General features: G+C 39.0%; 18 protein-coding genes, 2 tRNA genes and 1 pseudogene. 3 read left to right on the plus strand and 18 right to left on the minus strand.

What is annotated here, in order from left to right; all coding sequences use genetic code 11:
- Nucleotides 1-38 precede the first annotated feature (38 nt).
- Nucleotides 39-1838, plus strand: a complete 1800-nt coding sequence (locus MP387_RS06605; RefSeq protein WP_242745843.1) for an N-acetylmuramoyl-L-alanine amidase — start codon at nucleotides 39-41, stop codon at nucleotides 1836-1838.
- A gap of 27 nt (nucleotides 1839-1865) precedes the next feature.
- On the opposite strand, the gene MP387_RS06610 is transcribed toward MP387_RS06605, so the two are convergent.
- From MP387_RS06610 to cshA, 18 genes and pseudogenes are all read right to left on the minus strand, one after another.
- On the minus strand, nucleotides 1866-2183 hold the full coding sequence (locus MP387_RS06610) for a hypothetical protein (protein ID WP_242745844.1): 318 nt from the start codon (nucleotides 2181-2183) through the stop codon (nucleotides 1866-1868).
- 226 nt (nucleotides 2184-2409) lie between these two features.
- Entirely contained in the window at nucleotides 2410-3324 is a 915-nt protein-coding gene (locus MP387_RS06615) for a DUF6287 domain-containing protein (RefSeq protein ID WP_242745845.1), read from the minus strand.
- A gap of 294 nt (nucleotides 3325-3618) precedes the next feature.
- A tRNA-Thr gene (locus MP387_RS06620) sits at nucleotides 3619-3691 on the minus strand.
- 99 nt (nucleotides 3692-3790) lie between these two features.
- Nucleotides 3791-4576, minus strand: a complete 786-nt coding sequence (locus tag MP387_RS06625; protein ID WP_242745846.1) for an ABC transporter permease — start codon at nucleotides 4574-4576, stop codon at nucleotides 3791-3793.
- Between the two features lies 1 nt (nucleotide 4577).
- Nucleotides 4578-5396 (minus strand): ABC transporter permease, encoded by an 819-nt coding sequence (locus MP387_RS06630; protein WP_242745847.1) that lies wholly within the window; start codon nucleotides 5394-5396, stop codon nucleotides 4578-4580.
- Between the two features lies 1 nt (nucleotide 5397).
- Complete coding sequence (locus tag MP387_RS06635) at nucleotides 5398-6390, minus strand: ABC transporter ATP-binding protein (protein WP_242745848.1); 993 nt, start codon at nucleotides 6388-6390, stop codon at nucleotides 5398-5400.
- Between the two features lie 794 nt (nucleotides 6391-7184).
- Nucleotides 7185-9185 (minus strand): hypothetical protein, encoded by a 2001-nt coding sequence (locus tag MP387_RS06640; protein WP_241500626.1) that lies wholly within the window; start codon nucleotides 9183-9185, stop codon nucleotides 7185-7187.
- 367 nt (nucleotides 9186-9552) lie between these two features.
- Nucleotides 9553-10039, minus strand: a pseudogene (locus tag MP387_RS06645) (IS630 family transposase); the annotation flags it as partial.
- A 248-nt stretch (nucleotides 10040-10287) separates the two neighbouring features.
- The gene (locus MP387_RS06650) at nucleotides 10288-11169 is read right to left on the minus strand and encodes a class II fructose-bisphosphate aldolase (RefSeq protein WP_001018995.1); all 882 of its coding nucleotides are present in this window, start codon (nucleotides 11167-11169) and stop codon (nucleotides 10288-10290) included.
- 139 nt (nucleotides 11170-11308) lie between these two features.
- Complete coding sequence (vncS, locus tag MP387_RS06655; protein ID WP_242745849.1) at nucleotides 11309-12637, minus strand: sensor histidine kinase VncS; 1329 nt, start codon at nucleotides 12635-12637, stop codon at nucleotides 11309-11311.
- Complete coding sequence (gene vncR / locus MP387_RS06660) at nucleotides 12634-13290, minus strand: response regulator transcription factor VncR (RefSeq protein WP_000697942.1); 657 nt, start codon at nucleotides 13288-13290, stop codon at nucleotides 12634-12636. Before vncR ends, vncS begins: the two co-directional genes overlap by 4 nt.
- A gap of 140 nt (nucleotides 13291-13430) precedes the next feature.
- Nucleotides 13431-14810, minus strand: a complete 1380-nt coding sequence (vex3, locus tag MP387_RS06665; protein ID WP_000903009.1) for an ABC transporter permease subunit Vex3 — start codon at nucleotides 14808-14810, stop codon at nucleotides 13431-13433.
- Nucleotides 14811-14860: 50 nt separating this feature from the next.
- Nucleotides 14861-15508, minus strand: coding sequence for an ABC transporter ATP-binding subunit Vex2 (vex2, locus tag MP387_RS06670; RefSeq protein ID WP_000173735.1), 648 nt, complete (start codon nucleotides 15506-15508; stop codon nucleotides 14861-14863).
- Between the two features lie 12 nt (nucleotides 15509-15520).
- Complete coding sequence (locus tag MP387_RS06675; RefSeq protein ID WP_242745850.1) at nucleotides 15521-16798, minus strand: ABC transporter permease; 1278 nt, start codon at nucleotides 16796-16798, stop codon at nucleotides 15521-15523.
- Between the two features lie 392 nt (nucleotides 16799-17190).
- Nucleotides 17191-17276, minus strand: a tRNA-Leu gene (locus tag MP387_RS06680).
- A gap of 80 nt (nucleotides 17277-17356) precedes the next feature.
- Nucleotides 17357-17932, minus strand: coding sequence for a cysteine hydrolase family protein (locus MP387_RS06685; protein ID WP_007520431.1), 576 nt, complete (start codon nucleotides 17930-17932; stop codon nucleotides 17357-17359).
- Nucleotides 17932-18720 carry a GTP-sensing pleiotropic transcriptional regulator CodY gene (gene codY, locus MP387_RS06690; RefSeq protein ID WP_000940725.1) on the minus strand — a complete coding sequence of 263 codons (789 nt, stop codon included), beginning with the start codon at nucleotides 18718-18720 and terminating at the stop codon, nucleotides 17932-17934. The genes MP387_RS06685 and codY overlap by 1 nt, the downstream gene beginning before the upstream one ends.
- A gap of 282 nt (nucleotides 18721-19002) precedes the next feature.
- Nucleotides 19003-20580 (minus strand): degradosome RNA helicase CshA, encoded by a 1578-nt coding sequence (cshA, locus tag MP387_RS06695; protein WP_242745851.1) that lies wholly within the window; start codon nucleotides 20578-20580, stop codon nucleotides 19003-19005.
- Between the two features lie 349 nt (nucleotides 20581-20929).
- Here cshA and MP387_RS06700 point away from each other — a divergent pair, with 349 nt between their 5' ends.
- Both MP387_RS06700 and MP387_RS06705 read left to right on the plus strand, forming a co-directional pair.
- A complete protein-coding gene (locus MP387_RS06700; RefSeq protein WP_242745852.1) occupies nucleotides 20930-22246 on the plus strand; it encodes an FAD-containing oxidoreductase in 1317 nt (438 codons plus the stop codon).
- Nucleotides 22247-22339: 93 nt separating this feature from the next.
- Nucleotides 22340-22867: a hypothetical protein gene (locus MP387_RS06705; RefSeq protein WP_242745853.1), complete on the plus strand. Its 528-nt coding sequence runs from the start codon at nucleotides 22340-22342 to the stop codon at nucleotides 22865-22867.
- The last annotated feature ends 107 nt before the right edge of the window (nucleotides 22868-22974 follow it).

Below are 22974 nucleotides of genomic sequence, written 5' to 3' on the forward strand. Positions count from 1 at the left end.
AATGAAAAAGGGAAAAAGAAAAAGTTAGGAAATAGAAAGTGAAAAAGATACTACTGACCAGTGCTTTAATCCTTTCAATCGCAGGATTAGCACCCGCATCCGTCTTAGGAGAAGAAAACACAACTCAATCCACATCTGCTGTCAAGGAAGCAATTGCCAAAGAAGAAAAGAAAGAGTCAAGTGTTGAGGAAAACTCTAAATCAGAAGTTCTTCCGAAAGTAGATGTGCAAGAAGACAAGCCCAAAAAAGAAGGATGGCACCAAGAAAATCACCACTGGCGTTTTTACCAAGATGATAAACCTGCTTTGAACTGGAAACAAATCCAAGGCAAATGGTACTACTTCGATCAAGATGGTAATCGTCTTCATTCTACTATCTACAAAGGCTATGCCTTTGACCAAGATGGAGTCATGATAGAAAATAGTTGGACCAAACTGGACAATCAATGGTATTATGCTGACTCTTCTGGACGACTAGCTCAGAACACTTGGAAAAAAATCAATGGTTCTTGGTACTATTTTGATCAAACTGGAAGTATGCTAAGCAACACTGCCGTTGACGGCTATCTTCTCACAAAAAGCGGAGCTATGGCAGAAAAGGGCTGGACTAAATTAGACCAAATTTGGTATTATGTAGCTCCTTCTGGAAAAATCTCACAGGATAAATGGGAGAAAATCAACGGTTCTTGGTACTACTTTGACAAAGACGGTGGAATGCTGAGTGCGACAACCTTCAAGGGTTACCTCTTCAACCAGAGCGGAGCTATGGCTGAAAACAACTGGGTCAAAATCAAGGATACTTGGTTCTATGCGAACGGTTCAGGGAGATATATCCAAGAAAACTGGCAAAAGATTCAGGGTTCCTGGTACTCATTTGACCAGAATGGTGGAATGCTAGCAGACAAATGGAACGGAAGCTACTACCTCAAAAACAGTGGAGTCATGGCGGAGAATGAGTGGATCTTTGATAAAGCCTACAAGAGCTGGTTCTATCTAAAAGCGGATGGCCGTTATGCAAATCAGGAGTGGATTGGAGCATACTACCTCAAGTCAGGTGGTTACATGGCAAAGAGCGAATGGATTTACGATAACTCTGACAAAGCTCGCTACTACCTAGATGATAATGGACATTATGTTTCAGGAACTTACAAGATAGACGGCAAGGAACACCTGTTCCAAAAATACGGACAATGGATTTCTGAAGTTTCAACTGAAGGCGGATTTACAAAAGGCCAATACAGCAATACCATTTTCCTAGATCCTGGGCATGGTGGTCGAGATTCAGGTGCCTTTTACTACAATGTAGCTGAAAAAGATCTCAACATGCAGATTTACCGTAAGCTTCGTACTAAGTTAAAAGAACTAGGCTACAAGGTCCTCACTTCTCGTGATAGTGATATTGACGTTGATTTTGTTACCGAACGTTCTCGTATGGTTAATAAGACCAACTCTGATATTTTTATCAGTATTCACTTCAACGCTACTGGTAATACCTACTCAAAAGCGAGCGGTATTCAAACCTACTCCTATAGCGATGAACCTGATTATCCAAGTAAGATTAATAAATACTGGCACAATCACCCAGATCGTATGAGTGAAAGCAAACGCCTCGCCGCTGCCATCCACTCCTCTCTTCTAGCAGAAACAGGGGCCAAGGACGCTGGCTTATTGGAAAGCAGCTATGCTGTACTACGCGAAACAGCCAAACCAGCCGTTCTCCTAGAACTTGGTTATATGGATAATTTCTCCGAAAACCAACAAATCAAAGATAGCCACTACCAAGATAAACTGGTCGCAGGCATCGTAAAGGGGATTCAAAAATATTACGCTGGTCAGTAAAAAAGTCTCGAGATTTCTCGAGACTTTTTATTTGCCTTCTTTTTTATCTTTATCAGGAAAGAGATAGCCAAGTCCTACACAAGCTAGCACACCGGCACCAATCACCAAACCACTTGAAATGGGTAAGAGATCAAAAATAGCATTTGCAATGATAAAGGCGATGATCAAGCACATCAGACTAGACTTGTAGTCTTTTTTCAAAAAGTTTTCTAGCGTGAAATAAAGGAACAATCCTACCGGAATGAGTGACCAGAGGTTGATATCCAAACTTGGCCATCCAACAGAGCCGAAATACAATACTAGCGCTGCTGCTACTAAAAATACAAGTCCCAATAATTTTTTCATTTTTTTGTCTCCATTTTCTTTTTTTGGTTCTTGAGTTGTCTGATACTGACCCCTCACGCCCCTTACATGAACCATTATAGCAGAGGAATTTTTCAAGAACAAGCCCTTTTGCCTATCTGGTCAATATCTCTGTCTAAGTGGTTGAGTATTTGTAACAAAAGAAAAAGAATCCCTAATGGGCTTCTTGATTCTGCTGATTGTAACAGTATTTTTGAACGAATACAACCTAGTTTTTCTTTTCCTTTGACTCTAGAGAAGATTTGATTGATTCACGGTCTGCTTGTAGTTGAGCTAAGTTCTTTTCTGCTTCCTCAAGTTTACTGGTATCTGGTTTCACACGATAATAAACCTTTTCCGGTTTCATTAACATCGATCCATACTCTTGCCCTGAAAGTAGTCTTTCCTCAGCATGATTGCTTTTATCCGTAATCTTTCCGTCATCAGCAGGTTGCATAACAACTCCACTTGGCACAGCTACTACTACGAATCCTCCAGCAATAGAATCTTTTACCCATGCACTAATAGACGCTGTCTCAGGGTTACGACTATCTTGTCCTTTTGATACCTTTAATCCAACTACAGATTCGTACTTTTGATCATTTGTAAACCAAGTCGCACGTACTTCTCCAGAATCATTAATAATGTATTCATTACCAGATTGACTACGCCAAGTACCTTCTAAACTAGACAAATCATTGTTCTTGATTGCTTCAATATCTAGTTTTGGAACGGTAGTTTCTTTCTTCAACTTGCTAACAAGTGCTTCTGCTTCCGTAATTTTGGTATCTAAAGCAGTCAGTTGATCCTTGAGTTTTTGAATTTCCTCTTGTTTATCCTTATCAGTCTCATCTGTTTTTCCTTGGCTTGTTGACGCTTGACTTGTAGACGATTGACTTGTTGACTCTGTAGTTGAAACAGCAGACGATGCTTGATTTGACTCTTTCTTTCCAATCAAAGAATGCGAGAAAACACTTACTAGAATTAGAGCAACCAAAATACCGAGGACTAACCCAATATAGATTTTAATGTTTCTAGTTCCTCTCGCAAACTTTTTAGTTGACTGCGCCTCTGCTAATTCTGATGCAGTCGGCTTGCGGCCATTCGCCTCCTCAAATTGTTTTACCCATTCTTTCTTATTCATAATTTTCTCCTTTTTGATTTATATTCAGCCAAGCTTGCGAGACTTCATTCGTTATTATCCATGGATTTTTATAATTTTTAGAAAACCTATGCAAAAAATTCTAGAATGATTAACAGCCTATAGTCCTCTAAAACGGAACGAAAACAAGTGCTTATTAATATATATTATACCACAAAATATAAATTTTAGTTTTTATTTATAAGCAGGAGTTTCAGACGTTAAATAGAACCTATCTCAAACGTTCCACCTTTCCTATAGTTACAAAAAAAGAAGCCCGTTTGAGCTTCTTGATTCTGCCGATTGCAGGGATCGAACCTGTGACCTACGCGTTACGAGTGCGTTGCTCTACCAACTGAGCTAAATCGGCGATTACCCTCTTAGTATAGCACTCTGAGAATAGATGTCAAGAAATTTTCATCACGATTAAAAAAGCCTGTCCTGAGACGAGGCTTTGAGTTTCTTCCTTTTACGAACCGGCACTTTCGTAGGCATCCAAGCCCCTGTCCCAGAGTTTCAAAGAAATTGCAAAGAAGACAAGGGAAATCAGAATCAAACCACCAATGTTAAAGAGCCTATCCTTGTCCTGCAAGAAATAGCTAGCTGGATAGTAGGCCGTAAAGGCGAAAGGCACGATAAAGCTAATCAACCAACGAAGGAGCGAATTGTAAATGGAAATCGGATACTTTGCAAAGTCATTAAACATATAAAAAATGTAAATCATGGCTCCTGACTGCTTGGTCCAAAAAGCGATACTGGCAGTCGCGATTTTCAGGGAAGTATAAATCAAGGTCGCAAAAGGAATACAGACTAGGAAAATCAGGAATTTTGGAAGAGTCCAAGCAATGCTAGTCACCGTAGTCGCTAGCAGAATGCCTCCGACCAAAAGTTCGCCCAAGGCATCAATCTGAAAGGTCTCAACTAGGATGTGAAAGAGAGGATTGATAGGACGCGTCAGATACTTATCAAATTCTCCTTTTCGCACCAAGCGTTGCCCCAGTGCCCAGAGATTGTCAAAAAAGAGATGGTCCAATCCCTTGGGAATCAAGGAAAAACCATAAATAAATGCAATCTCTTGAAAAGTCCAGCCTTCTAGAGATGGGATGTGTTGAAAGAGTACATTGAGAAACAAGAGATTCAAGCCTTGAGTCAGAAAGACTCCTAACACACCAACCACAAAATCGACCTTGTATTCCATGATTTGCTTGATGTATTGTCTGATAAAAATCAGATGCATGCGTTGATATTTTTTCATCCTAACCTCCTTGAATGGTGATAAATGACTGGACTCGTTTCCAAATCAACTGAGACAAGCCCACCATCACTAAGAGCCAGAAAACCTGTAGCAAGATAGCTTGAAGAATCTGATTGGCATCGTATTTCCCAACAATGATCATGACTGGAGTGTAAATCAAGGATGAAAAAGGCAAGAAGGACAAAACATCTGAAACAAGCTTTGGAAAGAAAGCCAAGGGAATCAGACTTCCAGACATAAAGGCCACTATGGAAGTCTTGAGTAGATTGGAACCCCATAGATTTTTAAATACAAAGGCTGAAAATCCAAAGCAGATATTAAAGAAAAAGTTAATCAGATAGGCCAGCGTCAAGCTAAATAGATAAAGGGTAGTTAGCCCCAGCACTTCTACAATCCCTTGCCCAGAAAGGATTTTCATCAAGACAATCACACTCAAAAAAGGAAGTCCAACGCTGATAAAAATCAACCACTTAGATCCAAGCTCTGTAAAGAGGTACGAAGCCGCAAAATGCACTGGTCGCAGCAAGCGCATGATAATGGAACCATCCTTGACCTCCTCCCCAATCATAAAAGAGCTATCTGACCTGGTCAAAAGATTAGTCACAAAACTCATGATGATGTAGAGGGTGATATCTGCCATACTAAAGCCCTGAATCAAAGACTCCTGCGAGGAATCAAAGACAGCCTTCCAGAGATAAAAAGCCACAAAAGCTCCCATAACATCCCCAATCCGATAGAGAATAAAGTTGACTCGATAGCTAATCAACTCCTGAATCCCTGCATTGATAAAGGGTTTATAACGTCTCCACAATTTGACCATCTTAGAGCTCCTTTCGGTAGAAGCGACGGATAATATCCTCAATATCCGTATCCACCATTTTCAAATCGCGAATCTCAAAATCAGACAGAGTTTGCTTGATAATATCAGCTGACTGGTAGCGGGAACTATCAAATTCAATATTGAGGCTATTTCCTTGTCTATCAATGGTCATATCAGGTAGGCCTTCATAGTGAGAGACGAGATGACTTTGACCTGGCACCAGTTCAAAGGAAAGAGTCTTCATCTTGCCAAAGGTTTCCTTGAGCTGGTTCACCGTTCCATCAAAAATCTCTTGCCCCTTGTCAATCATGAAAATCCGATCACAGAGTTGCTCAATATCACTCAGGTCGTGAGTGGTCAAGAGAATGGTTGTTTCTTCCTCCTGATTGATCTGGGTAATGGCCCGACGAATATTATCCTTGACCGAAACGTCCAAACCAATGGTCGGCTCATCTAAAAAGAGAACCTTAGGATTGTGGAGCAATGAAGCCGCAATGTCCGCCCGCATCCGTTGGCCAAGTGAAAGAGTCCGCACGGGGTCTTTGATAAATTCCTTCAAATCCAAGACTTCATTCAAAAAGTCCATGCGCTTGTGAAAGAGCGAGTCCGGCACATCGTAAATTTCTTTTAAGACCGTGTAGGTCTCTTGCAGAGCCAAATCCCACCATAGCTGGGTGCGTTGTCCAAAGACCACACCAATATCCTTAACATAATCCTGACGATTGTCCTGCGGAATCTTGCCGTTAATCCGACAAAAACCAGATGTCGGTTTTAAAATCCCTGTCAGCATTTTGATGGTTGTTGACTTCCCAGCTCCATTGGCCCCGATAAAGCCCAAAATTTGGCCTTTTGGAACTTCAAAGGTCAAATCCTTGACCGCTTCAAAGGTCTGCTTTTCAGGATGAATAAAGGAGCGCAAAGCCCCTTTTAACCCCGGCTCCTTTACTGTCTTCACAAAATTTTTCTGAAGATGTTCCACTTCTATCATTGCCATATCTATCTCCCTATCGCAAGGAATAGCAACATTGTATTTTTGACTACAAAAATTCTAAATCCTTACTTTCTAAACCCTCTACATTTTATTATTACAGAAGGCTTTATACCAACCTATTATAGTCCAATAAAAAATGGAATGCAAGCGTTTGCCCAAAGTTTATGGAATTGAAAATTTTTCTCTTAAAGTGATATTTTTATACTCAATGAGAATCAAAGAGCAAACTAGGAAGCTAACCGCAGGCTGTACTTGAGTAAGGCAAGGTGAAGCTGACGTAGTTTGAATTTAATTTTCGAAGAGTATTAGTCCAAAATTCTGGCTTAATAGTCTCCTTAAAACACCAAAAAAACCTGCCTGATGGGCAGGTTACGTATGTATTGTTCAGCTAGATTATGCTTTACCTTCTGAACATAAATCATTTATTTACTATACTTCCTCATACAATAAAAAGAGCTATATTCAGGTATTCTTCTACCCACACTGTATTAGAAATATGCTTCATTATTCCCTTTAGTTCTTAAAAAAGTTTGGCAAAATAGGGGCAAAATCTTAAGTTGAATTTGCCACAAAACATATGAGCTAATATGGTAGAGAGTTATCCTAATATATACAATACACCACGATCATTATATTAATTTTTGTAGTACTACAATACTAGAATAATATGAAAAAATTTTTCTATAATTGATGGAGAAAGAAAATATGTTTCCTATAGTACATGATCAGTTTTCAGACAACAAAAACTTCTTTTTACTATCTATTCCTCTATCAGTTTACTTTACTTCATTATTACCTTAGAATAAATAGATATTTTCATTTTCCAATATTACTTTAATACTGCTTAATTCTTTTTCAATTTTATGTTTATTATCTTCTTTAAAATCATAAAGCGAGGCCGATCTATTATCATAACTACATAATAGCAATCTGACAACAAAATATCTATCTAAGCTAAAATTACTTCTAGTCCCATCTTCACCAAGCTTCATAAATTCTTCATACAAATTTTCATCAAATGGTTTAAATATTGACTCCCACATCCATTTAATAAATTTTTTAGAAATAAATTGAGACACCATTAGATTTTCACATAACTTACATAAAAATTCTGATTCTCTTAAATCTTCGATGTTTTCTTTCATATATTGTCTATGAATAGATTTTTTCCATATTTTAAATTCTTCAATCTTCATTACTTCTTTATGAGACCGTTCTGAATGAGCTAGACAGAAAATCAATACAAAAATAATATCCTCTAATTTCATAAACATCAAAAGATAGTCTATAGCATTATCATCAAACAAATCTTGGCTATATCCTCCATTCAATAAAATATTTTTACTATGATTAACCCGTTTGTTCATGAGATATACTGGCATGTGCTCATCACTCATCATTTTTGAGAATAAATCAATAAAATTGTTATCTTTATCTTTGCTATCAATAGTCCATGAAAAAAGAATTGAAAAAATATCTGAAAAATACGTGCTATTTTTTCCTTTTTTATCAATCTCATTCAAAACATTCAATAAATCCATCATATCTTTAGGATTTTTCAGCTGATTTAAAAAGTTAATATCCTTTACTCTTTCTATCATTACTAAATATATCCTATAAATACAATAATTCCTTTTTAGATCATCTTGATTTGATTTATGAATTCCAAACGGCAATCTAAAACCATTTATATCTTCATTGCAGATTTGCCAAAAAATATCTTGATAATCTTCACTATCATAAAAGTTATTTTCTATATCATGTAATTTCCATAAATCTATTATTGCAAGATTTACAATTTCTGTAGGCATTACCTTTAAACGATTTAAGATACTCCACTTGTGTATATAATACCAGTAAATAATGTCTAGATTTCTTTTAAGTAAAATAGCATGAACTATATACCTTATTTTTTTATTTTCTTCAGTTTCATAATACTTCTTTATTCTTTTTATTAAAGCGTCTATTTTTTCTGATTCACAATGAAATGCAAGATTATAGAATTTATGTAATTCTTCTTCATTTGAACTAACATCTGTACCCCTATTTATAATGTAATCAATTACTCTTTCAATTTTAAATTGTAAGTCATCCTCTAATCCTACCATTGGTCTTACTATAGTTTTAAAACTAAAAATGTTATTGAATAGGTTTTTAAAAGACTGTTCAATTTCTGCTCTTATTTTTAATTCTTCATATAAATTAGTAGTTTTATATAAATAACTTTGTGAAAAGGTTTTACTTGATAATGCTACTGACTCTATCAAAAGCGCCGTACAATAAGTTGAAATGACCACAAACGCAGAAAGCCAAATCACTTTAATATATTCTATAATTTCATTTACACTCTTGAATACATTATTTAATATTTCGAAATTGAATTTCAACTGTGAACAGATAACAATGATTGGGAAACTAGCGATCAGCCAAAATAGAAGGGTAACCGGGAGTTCATTAAATCTTCTTAACCAGAAATTATCATGAAATTTTATTTTCTTTATATTGTACCCTAAATAGAAATTATCTTTATTATCAATATCAACTGTCTGTCTCTCTAGAAAACTTGATATAAATATCATTATTGAAACTAGACCAACTGACATCAAAAACATATCTTTACCTTCTAATTGAATAGAAACGTTTCCTACTATCAAGAATGATGATAGTAACAATGTTATCCAAATCGCAATATTTTTAATTGGATGTATTACAACTCCAATAATAAAACCAACTAAATTGCCAATTTTTCTTAAACAAAATGATGATACAACTAATAATTTATCAAATAAAATATCCATAATACTTTACTATCCCCCTAAAGAACTATTATATTTGCTACTAATATTAAATGAGCATTCATAAAAAACGAAAACTACTATTTATAAATCTAAGAAACAAGCACCTTTATTATATCATAACAAACATATGTTTTTTGCATTAAATCTACAAACTCATAAAAATGTAACTATTATACTTAGGTTTCAGAAAGAAATAAAATAAGTGCCAGAATTACCTGTCTTAAACTTGTAAAATTACTTTGATATAATGGAAATGGAATAAGCAAATGTAAGAATTTGCCACATTATTTTTAGTGCCTCTATCTCCAATTTTATTAATTGCCTGTTCTAACCAATCAAGTAATTCTTTAGATGGTGAATACTATAGTCAATTGAAACAAGAACAAGACAAAAGAGCCTCTAAAAAAGGTATTACAACTTGGTAATACCTTTTTGAGGTGCTTTGCGATATAAGCCCATGTTTTCTCAATAGGATTGTACTCAGGTGAGTAGGGAGGAAGAGGTAAAATTTTATGCCCAAACTCTTCACATAAGAGCTCTAGCTTACCCATTCTATGGAATCTTGCATTGTCCATAATAATAACTAATGGTGTATTTAATATTGGTAGGAGAAACTTCTGAAACCAAGCTTCAAAAAAGTCGCTCGTCATCGTCTCTTCGTAAGTCATTGGAGCGATTAACTCACTATTTGTTAGACCTACAACCAAAGAAATCCTCTGATACCTTCTTCCATACACTTCACCTCCTATTAACTGATCTTTTAATAAGCGATCGTATTCTCGATAAAAATAAGTATCGAATCCCGTTTCATCAATATAAACAGGTGCTAAGTGCTTTAAACTATTAATTTTTTTGAAAGTTCTATCATTCATTTAGCTACTCAGCATTCCTAAAAAATTAGATGTTCCAATTTACTTTGGGAAAGACAGTGATTTCCTTTGAAAACAGGCGTAAAGTTATTATATTCGTTCGCCAAGGGTAGTCTTAGAATAATTACATTAATTTAGCAACTTTGGATATAGTAGTCTTAAGTATATTCTCTATAAAAGAAAACACAAAAACCCACCCAATGGGCAGGTTCTTTCTGTATTGTTCAGCTAGATTACGCTTTACCTTCTGAACCGAATACGTCGATACGTTCTTCAACTGATGCTTGGATAGCTTTTACACCGTCAGCCAAGAATTTACGTGGGTCGAAGAGTTTCTTCTTGTCGTATTCTGCTTCGTTTGCTTCGTAGTCACGAGCAAATTTACGAGTTGCGTTAGCGAATGCGATTTGGCATTCAGTGTTAACGTTAACTTTCGCAACACCAAGTTTGATAGCTGCTTGGATTTGGTCATCAGGAATACCTGAACCACCGTGCAATACGATTGGGAAGCCTGGAAGAGCTTCTGTCAATTTCTTCAAGTGGTCAAGGTCAAGACCTTCCCAGTTTGCTGGGTATGGACCGTGGATGTTACCGATACCAGCTGCCAAGAAGTCGATACCAGTTGCAACCATTGCTTTAGCGTCTTCGATTGGAGCCAATTCACCTTTACCAATGATACCGTCTTCTTCACCACCGATAGTACCAACTTCAGCTTCTACTGAGATACCTTTAGCGTGTGCTTTTTCAACAACGTCTTTAGCCAATTTAAGGTTTTCTTCAACTGGAAGGTGTGAACCGTCAAACATGATTGAAGTGTAACCAACTTCGATACACTCAAGTGCATCTTCGTAGTGACCGTGGTCAAGGTGGATAGCTACTGGTACAGTGATACCCATTGACTCAACAAGGTTAGCGATCAAGTTGCGAGCAACTTTGTAACCACCCATGTATTTAGCAGCACCCATTGAAGTTTGGATCAAAACTGGAGCTTTTTTAGCTTCTGCTGCACGCAAGATAGCTTGAGTCCACTCAAGGTTGTTTGTGTTAAATCCACCAACTGCATAACCGTTGTCACGAGCTGCTTGGACAAATTTTTCTGCTGAAACGATTGCCATTTGTCAGGCCTCCTATATATTTTTTGGGACATCCCATTTACATTGTTCATTTTATCACTTTTTGATAAAAAAAGCTAGTTTTTCCCATACTTTAGATTGAATTTCTTCCAACTCAACCAATGTAAACCCTTTCTTTCCCTTAGTCTTGAGCGACTTTAGGATAAGACATGAAGAAGGTCAAACGATCATCTTGCATCTCAAAATGATAAGGTAATTTCTCGTGTTCTAATAAACTTTTGACCACAAAGAGTCCCATCCCCGAACCCTTGGCCTTGCGACTAGCATTTTCAGAAAAAGACTTGGCCAATTTTTCTTGTTCTTCAGGACTACAGCTATTCTCGATAAAGAGTTCCCCTTCTCTTTCACCAATTCGGACCAAGCCACCTGGAGTGGAGTGCTTGATAGCATTACTGATGAGATTAGATAGGATTAGTTTCATGACAGATGGGTTTATGTAAGCCTGCTGATGGGTTAGGCTAATGTCTACATGAAGTTCTCTCTCCTTGGCTAGCAAGGCATAATCCTTAACCAGAGTTTGCGTCATCTGAAGGAGGTCAACCTCTTCTTTCTCCTCTCGAATTTCCTGCACAGAAGAGAGAGAAAGTATCTGGAGAACGTGGTGACTGAGGTCGTCCACAATCCCCAAGGCAACTTCAAGATAGTGGTCTCTATCCTTGTAACGACCAATATTTTCTTTCATATTTTCGATTAGGATTTTGAGACTAGCCAGAGGGGTTTTCAGTTCATGAGAGGCCCCTCGTAGGAACTCAACCTTCATCTTCTCCAGCTGGAGAATAGCTTCATTCTTGTCATGCAAGTCCGCAATGACAGTCAAGAGATGCTGGTAAAGGCTATTGATTTGTTCCTTGAGATCACCTATCTCATCCTTAGAATCCACGCGCAACCGTACTTGAGCATCCAGTTCCATCATCCGACGGGTCACCCGCTTGATTTCCAAAATCGGGGCAACAATGGTCCGAGCATAGATGTAGGCCACCAAGAGGGAAATCAGAAAGGATGCCAACAAGGTATAGGGGAGAAATTGGAGACTAATCTGCTCTGCTTCTTTTTGCAAATCCATGGAAGCTAGAAACTGAAGAGTCATAGTGCTACCATCTTGCGTTTTCACCTCGCGCTCCTCGATAAAGAGAGAAGTAGTTTGACGGTCCATATCTAGAGGAAAGCCGTCCTTGACCTCTAACTTGTCCTCGGTCATCTCTCCCTTGACAGCTCCTTTGATATCACTGGTCTGGGAATACAAATCCAACACTTGCTCGATATTTTGCCTATCCTTTCCATCTAGGGACTGAGCAATGGCTGTCGCTTTCTGGCCAATGGTTTCCTGACGGTGGCTCAGATAAGTAGAGGGAAAGAGAAAATAAATGGCTAAATGAAGACAAATAACCAGAACACTAAAAATCGAGAAGGTATAGATAAATATCTTTGTAAATAAACCTGTTCGTTTCATTTTCGCTCCAATTTATAACCAACATTGCGCACAGTGAGGATACAATCCAAGTCTAGCTTTTTCCGCAGTTCCTTGATATAGACATCAATGACACGATCAAAGGGAACCTCATCTGTCGCCTTCCAGACCGCATCGATTATCTGAGAACGGGTCAAGGCCCGGCCTTCATTTTTCACCAGATAGTCCAGAATTTCCAACTCTTTGGCATTGATAGCCACTTCTTGACCTGCGAGGCTTGCACTGTAACTCTCAAAGTCCACCTTGGTATCTTTATAGGAGAAGACTCGTCCTGTATCGTAGTAGCGCTTGAAAATCGCGTCCACCCTTACTTTTAAAAGGGAGAGAGAAAAAGGCTTTTCCAGATAACCGTCTGCTAGAGAAGCAAAAGCACTCATCTTGTATTCTTCATCCTGAAAGGCTGTCAGCATTAAGACAGGAACCTGACTGGTCTTACGAATCTCCGCTAGGACTTCTAAACCATTAAGCTTGGGCATCTGGATATCCAGTAGTACTAGAGCAACTTCATAGCTGGAAAATTTTTCCAGAGCTTCCTGTCCATCTGCTGCCTCAATGGTTTCATAACCACAATCTGTCAAATAGTCACTGATTCCCTCACGAATCATCTCTTCATCTTCTACAATTAAAATTTTCATAGAAAAACCTTTCACATTTCTTTAATTTTCTTTTAAATCATCCCTGTTTCATCCTGAAAGGAAAGGCTTTAGGGAGATGAAATACATAAAAATGCTACCTATATTATACCCCATTTAGGGGAGAATAGGTAGCAAGTTTTTTATTCACTATCGAGCAAGAGCTCTTTTGGTTGTTTTCTGAGGAGATTGCTTGAAGCAAGCGCCATAACGAGAACCACTAGAACCAAGGCAAGGACAAAGACGATGATGAAGTCTGATGTCTGAATGGAAATGTCTAGGCTCGACAATGTCTTGCTAAAGCCATCTACTTCTGCACCACCACCAAGGTTAGAAGCTTGAGCTGCCTTGCTGGCTTGCTTGGCAACACCTGAAGTAACATTGGCAAGGACGGTGTTTCCGATTGCACGAGCTGTATAGTTGGCTAGGAAGTAAGCAGAAACGAGAGCAGGGATAGCAATCAGGATAGATTCAGTGATGAATTGCCCCAAGATACTTGCCTGCTTGAGACCGATAGAGAGGAGAATTCCCACTTCCTTGCGACGGGCGTTGATCCAAAGACTGAGCAAGAGTGCAAGGAGAAGAACTGAGAAGCTCAAGCTACCCCAGAAGAGGAGGTTGGCCATCTTGTACATACCAGAGATGGATTGCTCTAGAGCTGGGTAGTTAGAGGAGCTCTTCACAAGTGTGTAGCTCTTCCAGTTGATACCGCTGATACCATTCAACTCTTTCATGACATCATCCAAGTTCTTGTCCGCTGTTACAAAGAAAGTTGCGTCCCCATAAATAGCTGTGTCTTCTGTATATCCATAAAGTTTTGCAGCAGTGTGAATGTCTGTGATAGCTGTATTTTCATAGAGTTCTTGTGAGTAGGTTACTGCTGACTTATTGTGACCATCAAAGAGTCCCTTGATAGTCACTTCAACTGTTTCCTTAGCCCCTTTTTCATTGTCTGCATCATAGATATTGGAGTCTAGTTTGACCTTATCTCCGACTTTCCAGCCGTGTTTAGCTGCCAAGTCCTTGTGCATGAGGATCTTGTCTTTGTCGTCGTTGGTTAGGTGCTCACCTTCAACCAGCTTATATGAGCCAGAGACAAACTTGTCTTCTTTAGAGGAGTCATTGACACCTGTAATCATCAAACTGCTTCCAAACCGTTTGGCACGGTCTGCAGTGAGATTTTTCTTGGTTTCTGGCGTTTCGATGAGGTCGTATCCAGTCAAATCTCCGATAGCGTTGATACGCTTAACATAAGACTCAATGGCTTTGTTTTCGGTGATTTTTTTGATATCCTCACCCTTGATATTCCCAGAACCACGTGGCGTTCCTTGATTGACGCGACGATTGATTTGCATGGAGAAGCTATTGGTGATATTTTTAAAAGTCTCCTGAGAAGCCTTGGCAGTAGCTCCCTTGATCGACAAGCCGACCAAACTCAAGCTCGTCATGAGGAGAATAATCAGGAAGATAACAATCGATTTGAAAAACTTCCTTGTAACATAGGCAAATGCGTTGTGTAACATAGGTTCCCTTTCTAGATTTGATTTCATAATGCTATCAAAACAAGCTCATCTTATTTTGTAGTATTGCGAGTTTCAGTAAGTTTCTTATCCTTCAATTCAAGTGTAATATCTGATGCTTGTGCCACTTCTTTACTGTGAGTGACGACGATCACACATTTACCTGTTTTCTCGGCAAGTGATTTGAGCAGTTCGATAATATCTCCAGCAGTTTTAGGGTCCAGATTTCCTGTTGGCTCATCAGCTAGAATAACTGGAGCTTCTGATACCAAACTGCGAGCGATGGCCACACGTTGCTGTTGACCACCTGATAACTGGAGAACGTTCCGCTTGATCTGACTTTCATCCAAACCAAGCTCAAGAAGTGTATCCTTGCTTGCTTTTTTGTTGACCAAGCGGATATTTTCCAGCGGAGAAAGATAATCTATCAAGTTATAATTTTGAAAGACCAGGGAAATATGGTGCATGCGATGGTAAGAATACCCCTTGTTCCGAATGTCCTCTCCTTGGAAAAGGATAGAACCTTCAACAGGGCTATCTAGACCAGCCAGTAAGGACAAGAGAGTGGATTTTCCTGCTCCTGACTCACCAATGATACTATAAAATTTTCCGGGTTCAAAATTATACTTGATCTGATATAAAACTGCTTCAGCAGTGTTCTTATAACGGTAGGTAACATCTTGCAATTGTAATAAAGTCATGATTTCTCCTTCTTAACTAATAGATGATAAAATTTCTTTCGGCGATTTTCTAAATAGAAATACGAAACAAAGGGCTACTGATAAGCAACCAATCAGGAGCAGAAAGACATAGGATTCTGCAAAGGATAGGAGACTGGTTGATAGACCGCTTGCTTTGGCCAGCGTGTCTTGTAAGCTTGCCTGATCTCCACTGGCTAGTACAGTTTGGAGTAGATAGGATGTAATGGCATTTCCAGCGATAAAGGATGGAAGCAAAGCTCCGAGAGATACCAAAACTACTTCTAAACAGAATTGTAGGAAGATTGAACTCTTGCCTTTTCCAAGTGCGAGTAAAATTCCCACTTCGTAGACCCTTTCTCTCAACCAGAGAGACAAGACCAAAATTAAGGCTCCTGCTCCTGCTATCAACATCCCATAAAGGAAGATGGTTAGGAAGGTTTGGAAGGTTGCTACTGAATCTTTGATTTGTTCAAAGGCCTTGTTTTCCTTTTCGACTTGATAGCCTTGATTTTCCAAGGCCAAGTTTTCCACCTGCTTCATGAGTCCGTCCATTTCCTTAGGATTTTCTACATAGAAGCGGGCTGCACTGACTTGTGGTTCACTATTTCCCAAAAGAGTTTGGCTACTTTCATAGTCTATAAAGACCTGGTTTTCACTGAAGTCAGAAGACAAGCCTGTGAATTTTTCTTGTTTTTTTCCAGAAAAGATGCCGACAATTTCAAACTCAACTGCTTGCCCTTTTCCAGATTCTGACTGACCAGCATCCAAGCGAATCTTGTCATGAAGCGAAAGACCGTTCTTCTTAGCCAACTCCTCGTGTATCAGGATTTTCTTGGAGTCTCCTTTTTGAAGGTGTCGTCCTTCTTTTAGATTGAAAGCCGAACTGGTAAAGGTGACATCCTTGGATGAATCCTCAAGAGCCGTTAAGCTAACCAAGTTCTTGTCCGCTGCTGACAAATCATCACGTTCAACGCTCTGCTCACCACTCACCGCTTCCTTGTCTTTCAGTTTTGCGACCGTCTCAAGTTCAGGAGAGACATTTTCCAGTCCCTTAATCTTGCTCACGGATGCTAGGTCAGACAACTTGAAGGTCTGTCCATTTTCTATCTTTTTGATAGAAAAAGATGTGTTGAGTGATTTGTAAAGATTGCTTTCTACTGTTTTGTTGGACTTCATCAGAGTCAAACAGGCTGAAATTCCTGCTAAAAGGACAAATAAAATCAGAAATAAAATAAAACTTCTCAGTCGTTTTCTGCTGACATAAGCCCAAGCTCTTTGGATTGGATTCATTTGTCACCTCCATATTTGTAAGACTATTATAAAATCCAAATATGAAATGTTTATGAAATCAAAAATTTTTTTTGATTCATTTTTTGAAAAAACAAAAAAGCTAGCAAACGCTAACTTTTCTTCATATATAAGGATAAATAGTACCAATCAAAAATCTACTTCATTTTAAAAATGATAGTCACATCTTTCTGATTAGTCTTTTTCCATTTCCTAATTCTTCTTTTCTGACTAGTGTTTGAGGATATTCTTGATAGAATGAAATGGAAAACTCAGTTTAAATGTTCTGATACAATGAACTGTTCTTGATACCAATATTTTTCGATATACGAAACGTAACCTCTAGTCTTCTTTGTAAAAACAAAAAGAGCTAGCCAAAGCTAACTCTTACCCTATGCGGAGAGAGGGACTTGAACCCTCACGACCTAAAGCGGTCACAGGATCCTTAGTCCTGCGCGTCTGCCAATTCCGCCATCCCCGCGTCGATTACTTTACTAGTATATCAACTTTCAAAATCTTTGTCAACACTTTTTTCAGATTTTTTTCATTTTTCCAACAGTCTTATAGTTCAATTTCAGCAAGGTTTTCATCCAGTAATTTTGCTCCCAATGTGTTCTTAAAATGCCCAAGAGCAAACTGATGATTTTCTGGCCAAATAGAAGCAACCGCAGGCTTGACAATCTCGATTTGATAACCTAAATTATAGGCATCAATAGCCGTATGAAGGACGCAAATGTCAGTCAATACACCGGTCAAAATGACCGTATCTACCCGACGTTCCCGCAAACGGATATCTAAGTCCGTTCCTGAAAATGCTGAATAGTGACGTTTGTCCATCCAAAAGACGCGACTATCCGCCTCATGCTCAGCATAAAAGTCAGCTAGGGGGCCATAAAGGTTACGACCACTAGTTCCGATGATGTTGTGTGGTGGAAAGAGCTTGCTTTCTGGGTGGAATGTATCCTTCTCTTCATGAGCATCAATGGTAAAAAAGACATAGTCTCCACGATCAAAAGCTAATCTGGTTGCCTGATCAATGGCTTTTGATATTGCTTGAGCAGGTGCGCCAGCAGTTAGCTTTCCATGGTCTGCTACGAAATCCTCTGTATAGTCAATCGAGATTAAAGCTTTTGCCATTAGTAGTCCCTCTTTTTCACTTCCTCAAAAATATCACCAATTAGAACTTTGAGATAAGTCCCCTTCATTCCTAATGAACGACTCTCAATAATTCCCGCAGATTCCAGTTTACGAAGCGCATTGACAATCACTGAGCGTGTAATGCCAATACGGTCTGCAATAACTGATGCAGTCAGCTGCCCTTCATTTCCATCCAATTCAGCTAAAATAGCTGATACGGCACGAAGTTCTGAATAGGAAAGGGTGTTGACCGCCATGGTAACAGCCGTACGACGGCGAATATTCTTCTCATCTTCTTCACGTTGGAAGTTCAACAGTTGAATCCCTACCACCGTGCTCGCAATCTCGACAAGGATCAAATCTTCGTCTTCAAATTTCTTGTCATTGCGCCAAATGATCAACGAACCTAGGCGAATCCCTGATACATGAATCGGAGCGATGGTCGTCAAACCATCTGGAAAGTCCGCACGGCTCTCCACAGGGAAAATGGTCAAATCGTGTTCAACAGGAAGATTTGCTTCCGTGTCGTAAATCATGTTTGCCCCTTGTACATAGACCTCAGGGAAGGTTTTAGTTTGGAAGAACTGTTCAACACGGTCATTATTGGTCTTATAACGCATAAAGTAGCCCAAGAGACGTCCCTTGTTATTCACAATACAAGCGTTACAATCAATAATATCTGCTAACTGGCGTGTGATCGCATTGTAAGGAAGTTCATCTTGAAGTTGCTCCTCAGAGCGCTTTAGAATAGACGTGATTTTTCTTGTTTTTTCTAATAAATGTGCCATTTTTTACCTCGCATATAATCGCTTCCATTATAACATAGAAAAGTCTTTATTTCAATAATTATCTGAAAATTGCTTATTTAATTGCAATTTTGAACAGCAAAAATATTTTAGAAAAAAAGCGATTTTTTTATTGACATCCTATTTTATTTTTGATATTATAACATCATAAGAAGATGACATGATAAATCCCTTTCCGTTTCACCTATCCTTTACTATCACCATCTTCTTTTACTATCGGTCTCCTTATATATAAAAGCGATTCACTCTGTGAATCGCTTTTTTCTATTTATCTCCTTTGTTACGAATAACAAAGCCGGTTTTCTTTTCGCTTGAAGTGTTGCGAGGTTTTTTATTGTCTTTATTACGGTAACGTCTGTCTTTATCAAAACGATCGTTCCCACGACTGCCTTTCTTGAAATCATCACGGCGACCATTGCCACGGCGATCACGATCTCGACGGTCGTCTCCACGACGGCCTCCTCGACCTCCCTTACCTTTGCCACCAAAGCCATTACCTGATGGTTTAAATGGCAGTGGTTTTTCACGTGCAATCTCCACTTCAGGAAGGCTGTCTGGATCTTGGACTGTCAGGCTCAAGATATACATAGCCAATTCTTCTGGACTAAATTCAGCAGCTAACTTACGAGCATCTTTAGCAAATTTTTCAAAGTTCCCACGAATGGCTTCGTTTGCGAAGTCTCGTTCGATTTTCTTGAGCGCTACTTGTTTCTTAGCTTGGAAGGCTTCTTCTGCTGTCGCTGGTTTCAAGCCTTTCATGCGTTTCTTAGTCAAGTTTTCGATGATTTGAAGGTAACCCATTTCATTTGGTGCTACGAAAGTAATAGATTGACCTGACTTACCAGCACGACCTGTACGGCCGATACGGTGAACGTAACTTTCAGGATCTTGTGGAATATCGTAGTTGTAGACATGGGTCACACCTGAGATATCCAAACCACGTGCTGCCACGTCTGTCGCAACTAGAACATCAAGATTCCCATTTTTAAAATCACGAAGAACACGAAGACGTTTGTTCTGGTCTAAGTCGCCATGAATTCCTTCTGCACGGAAGCCACGAATTTTAAGTCCACGAGTCAATTCATCTACACGGCGTTTGGTACGACCAAATACGATAGCAAGCTCTGGTTGTTCAACATCCATGAGACGTGTCATGGTGTCGAATTTTTCTTGTTCCTTGACACGGATATAGTACTGGTCCACCAGTTCTGTTGTCAATTCTTTGGCAGCAATTTTGACATGCTCAGGGTCATTCATAAACTGAACGCCGATACGTTTGATAGCATCTGGCATCGTTGCTGAAAAGAGTAAGGTTTGACGACTTTCAGGAACACGAGAGATAATAGCTTCGATGTCTTCTAGGAAGCCCATGTTGAGCATTTCATCTGCTTCATCAAGGATGAGCGTTTCAATATCTTGTAATTTCAAGGCCTTGCGTTTAATCAAGTCCAAAAGACGGCCTGGTGTTCCTACCACGATGTGGGCACCAGATTTAAGGGCCTTGATTTGTTTTTCAATGCTGGAACCACCGTAAACTGAGCGAACTTTCACTCCCTTGCTACGGCCAAAGCGGAAGAGTTCCTCTTGACTTTGGACAGCGAGTTCACGAGTTGGAGCGATGACCAAGGCTTGGATAGTCGCTTCTTCTGTACGGATTTTTTCAAGGGTTGGCAAGCCAAAGGCTGCGGTTTTCCCTGTACCAGTCTGAGCTTGACCGATAACGTCTTTTCCTTCGAGAGCCAAGGGAATGGTCTGTTCTTGGATGGGACTGGCTTCTACAAATCCAGCTTTTTCAATCTCTGCTAGCAATTCAGCAGACAAATTAAATTCATTAAATTTCACGTTTTTCTTCTTTCTAAAGGTGGTGCGAAGCCACCCTATAGGGCTTTAGTTTATACTTTTCTTTTCATGACGTATCTTCTACAAAAAAGAGATACCGTGTTGCTTCTTTTCCACGAAAGAAAAGTACTAGTTTCTTTGCAACCTATCTAGTATAACACAAGAGAGAAGCAAAAGATAGTAGAATCCTTTAGGAAAATCATGTAAACGATTTTCTAACAGTAAAGTGGCCTGAAACTTGTTTTTCAAAGGAAATGAAGGGTGTATTTCAAGCTCACTCCATTTCCCGTAGCAGAATTGTGCAAAAGTTTTTTTCTTGTGCTAGAATGAAATGCGAATAGGAGGAAGATAAATGTTAACTTATGATTTAATCGTTATCGGATTTGGTAAAGCTGGTAAAACACTAGCTGGAAAACTGGCTTCAGCTGGTAAAAAAGTTGCCCTTGTTGAACGTAGCAAGGCTATGTACGGCGGAACTTGTATCAACATCGGTTGTATCCCGACTAAAACCTTACTAGTTGCTGCTGAGAAAGACTTGTCTTTTGAAGAAGTCATTGCTACCAAGAATACGATCACTGGTCGCCTCAACGGTAAAAACTATGCGACTGTTGCTGGTACAGGCGTGGATATCTTTGATGCGGAAGCTCACTTCCTTTCAAACAAAGTCATCGAAATCCAAGCTGGTGATGAAAAACAAGAACTGACTGCTGAAACTATCGTTATCAATACCGGTGCCGTTTCAAACGTCTTGCCAATCCCTGGACTTGCTACAAGCAAAAACGTCTTTGACTCAACAGGTATCCAAAACTTGGACAAATTGCCTGAAAAACTTGGAGTTCTTGGTGGCGGAAACATCGGTCTTGAATTTGCAGGTCTTTACAACAAACTTGGAAGCAAGGTTACAGTCCTAGATGCCTTGGATACTTTCCTACCTCGTGCAGAGCCTTCCATTGCAGCTCTTGCTAAACAATACATGGAAGAAGACGGTATTGAATTACTTCAAAACATCCGTACTACTGAAATCAAAAACGACGGTGACCAAGTCCTTGTCGTAACTGAAAACGAAACGTACCGTTTCGACGCTCTTCTCTACGCAACTGGACGTAAACCAAACGTAGAACCACTTCAACTTGAGAATACGGATATTGAACTAACGGAACGTGGTGCTATCAAGGTAGACAAACATTGTCAAACAAACGTTCCTGGTGTCTTTGCAGTCGGAGACGTCAACGGTGGACCTCAATTTACCTACATTTCACTTGATGACTTCCGTGTTGTCTACAGCTACCTTGCTGGAGATGGCAGCTACACACTTGAAGACCGTCTCAATGTGCCAAACACTATGTTCATCACACCTGCACTTTCACAAGTTGGATTGACGGAAAGCCAAGCAGCTGATTTGAAACTTCCATACGCAGTGAAGGAAATCCCTGTTGCTGCCATGCCTCGCGGTCACGTAAATGGGGACCTTCGTGGTGCTTTCAAAGCTGTTGTTAACACTGAAACAAAAGAAATTCTTGGAGCAAGCATCTTCTCAGAAGGTTCTCAAGAAATCATCAACATCATCACTGTTGCCATGGACAACAAGATTCCTTACACTTACTTCACAAAACAAATCTTCACTCACCCAACCTTGGCTGAGAACTTGAATGACTTGTTTGCGATTTAACTAGAAAAATAAAAGTATTTTCTTTTTGAAAATGCTTTTATTTTCTTTATATTTATGTTATTATATTACTATATAATAAAGGAGGTTTTATGAATGAATAAAACAAATAGAATAATTGCACTCGGACTCTCTTGCTTGTCAGTCCTCGCTCTAGTTGCTTGTAGTGGTGCAAGTAAAAAAGAGGAAACTACTTCAAAGAATGACAAAGTAGAAACGTCCTCAAGTAAAAAAGAGACCGAAAAGAAAGGAAAACTTGCTATCGGGGATAAAATAACGTTTGACAACGTGGCTGAGTATACGATTACAAATGTAGAATGGACTGATGAACGTAATCAATTTGATAAAACTAATCCTGATAAAGTATTGAAAGTAACATACAACGTAACTAATCTTTCAGAGAAAGATTTAGCTGTAGGATGGGATATGAATCTTTATGTTGGAAGTAAAAAAATGGACTCCTACGCTAACACAAACACTGCAGAAACTCTATCAAGCGGGAGATCTTTAGAAGGTGCTGTTCAACATTTTGGAATTATTGGAAATGGTGACTTCGAACTCGAAATTAAACCTGTTGCTGATTTTAAATCAAAACCTGCCATCGTTGCATTTAAATTAGACTAAATCCAACAGCCCTATTGGGGCTGTTTTTGCTTCTGCGAAATCTCATACTCTTCGAAAATCAAATTCAAACTACGTCAGCTTCACCTTGCCGTACTCAAGTACAGCCT

It is taken from the genome of Streptococcus oralis (assembly GCF_022749195.1).
GTDB classification, from domain to species: domain Bacteria; phylum Bacillota; class Bacilli; order Lactobacillales; family Streptococcaceae; genus Streptococcus; species Streptococcus oralis_CI.

Coding starts and splice junctions, on each gene's coding strand:
- MP387_RS06610 (WP_242745844.1), bottom strand. CDS start 2,183: ATGAAAAAATTATTGGGACTTGTATTTTTAGTAGCAGCAGCGCTAGTA.
- MP387_RS06615 (WP_242745845.1), bottom strand. CDS start 3,324: ATGAATAAGAAAGAATGGGTAAAACAATTTGAGGAGGCGAATGGCCGC.
- MP387_RS06625 (WP_242745846.1), bottom strand. CDS start 4,576: ATGAAAAAATATCAACGCATGCATCTGATTTTTATCAGACAATACATC.
- MP387_RS06630 (WP_242745847.1), bottom strand. CDS start 5,396: ATGGTCAAATTGTGGAGACGTTATAAACCCTTTATCAATGCAGGGATT.
- MP387_RS06635 (WP_242745848.1), bottom strand. CDS start 6,390: ATGGCAATGATAGAAGTGGAACATCTTCAGAAAAATTTTGTGAAGACA.
- MP387_RS06640 (WP_241500626.1), bottom strand. CDS start 9,185: ATGGATATTTTATTTGATAAATTATTAGTTGTATCATCATTTTGTTTA.
- MP387_RS06650 (WP_001018995.1), bottom strand. CDS start 11,169: ATGGCAATCGTTTCAGCAGAAAAATTTGTCCAAGCAGCTCGTGACAAC.
- vncS (WP_242745849.1), bottom strand. CDS start 12,637: ATGAAACGAACAGGTTTATTTACAAAGATATTTATCTATACCTTCTCG.
- vncR (WP_000697942.1), bottom strand. CDS start 13,290: ATGAAAATTTTAATTGTAGAAGATGAAGAGATGATTCGTGAGGGAATC.
- vex3 (WP_000903009.1), bottom strand. CDS start 14,810: ATGTTACACAACGCATTTGCCTATGTTACAAGGAAGTTTTTCAAATCG.
- vex2 (WP_000173735.1), bottom strand. CDS start 15,508: ATGACTTTATTACAATTGCAAGATGTTACCTACCGTTATAAGAACACT.
- MP387_RS06675 (WP_242745850.1), bottom strand. CDS start 16,798: ATGAATCCAATCCAAAGAGCTTGGGCTTATGTCAGCAGAAAACGACTG.
- MP387_RS06685 (WP_007520431.1), bottom strand. CDS start 17,932: ATGGCAAAAGCTTTAATCTCGATTGACTATACAGAGGATTTCGTAGCA.
- codY (WP_000940725.1), bottom strand. CDS start 18,720: ATGGCACATTTATTAGAAAAAACAAGAAAAATCACGTCTATTCTAAAG.
- MP387_RS06700 (WP_242745852.1), top strand. CDS start 20,930: ATGTTAACTTATGATTTAATCGTTATCGGATTTGGTAAAGCTGGTAAA.
- MP387_RS06705 (WP_242745853.1), top strand. CDS start 22,340: ATGAATAAAACAAATAGAATAATTGCACTCGGACTCTCTTGCTTGTCA.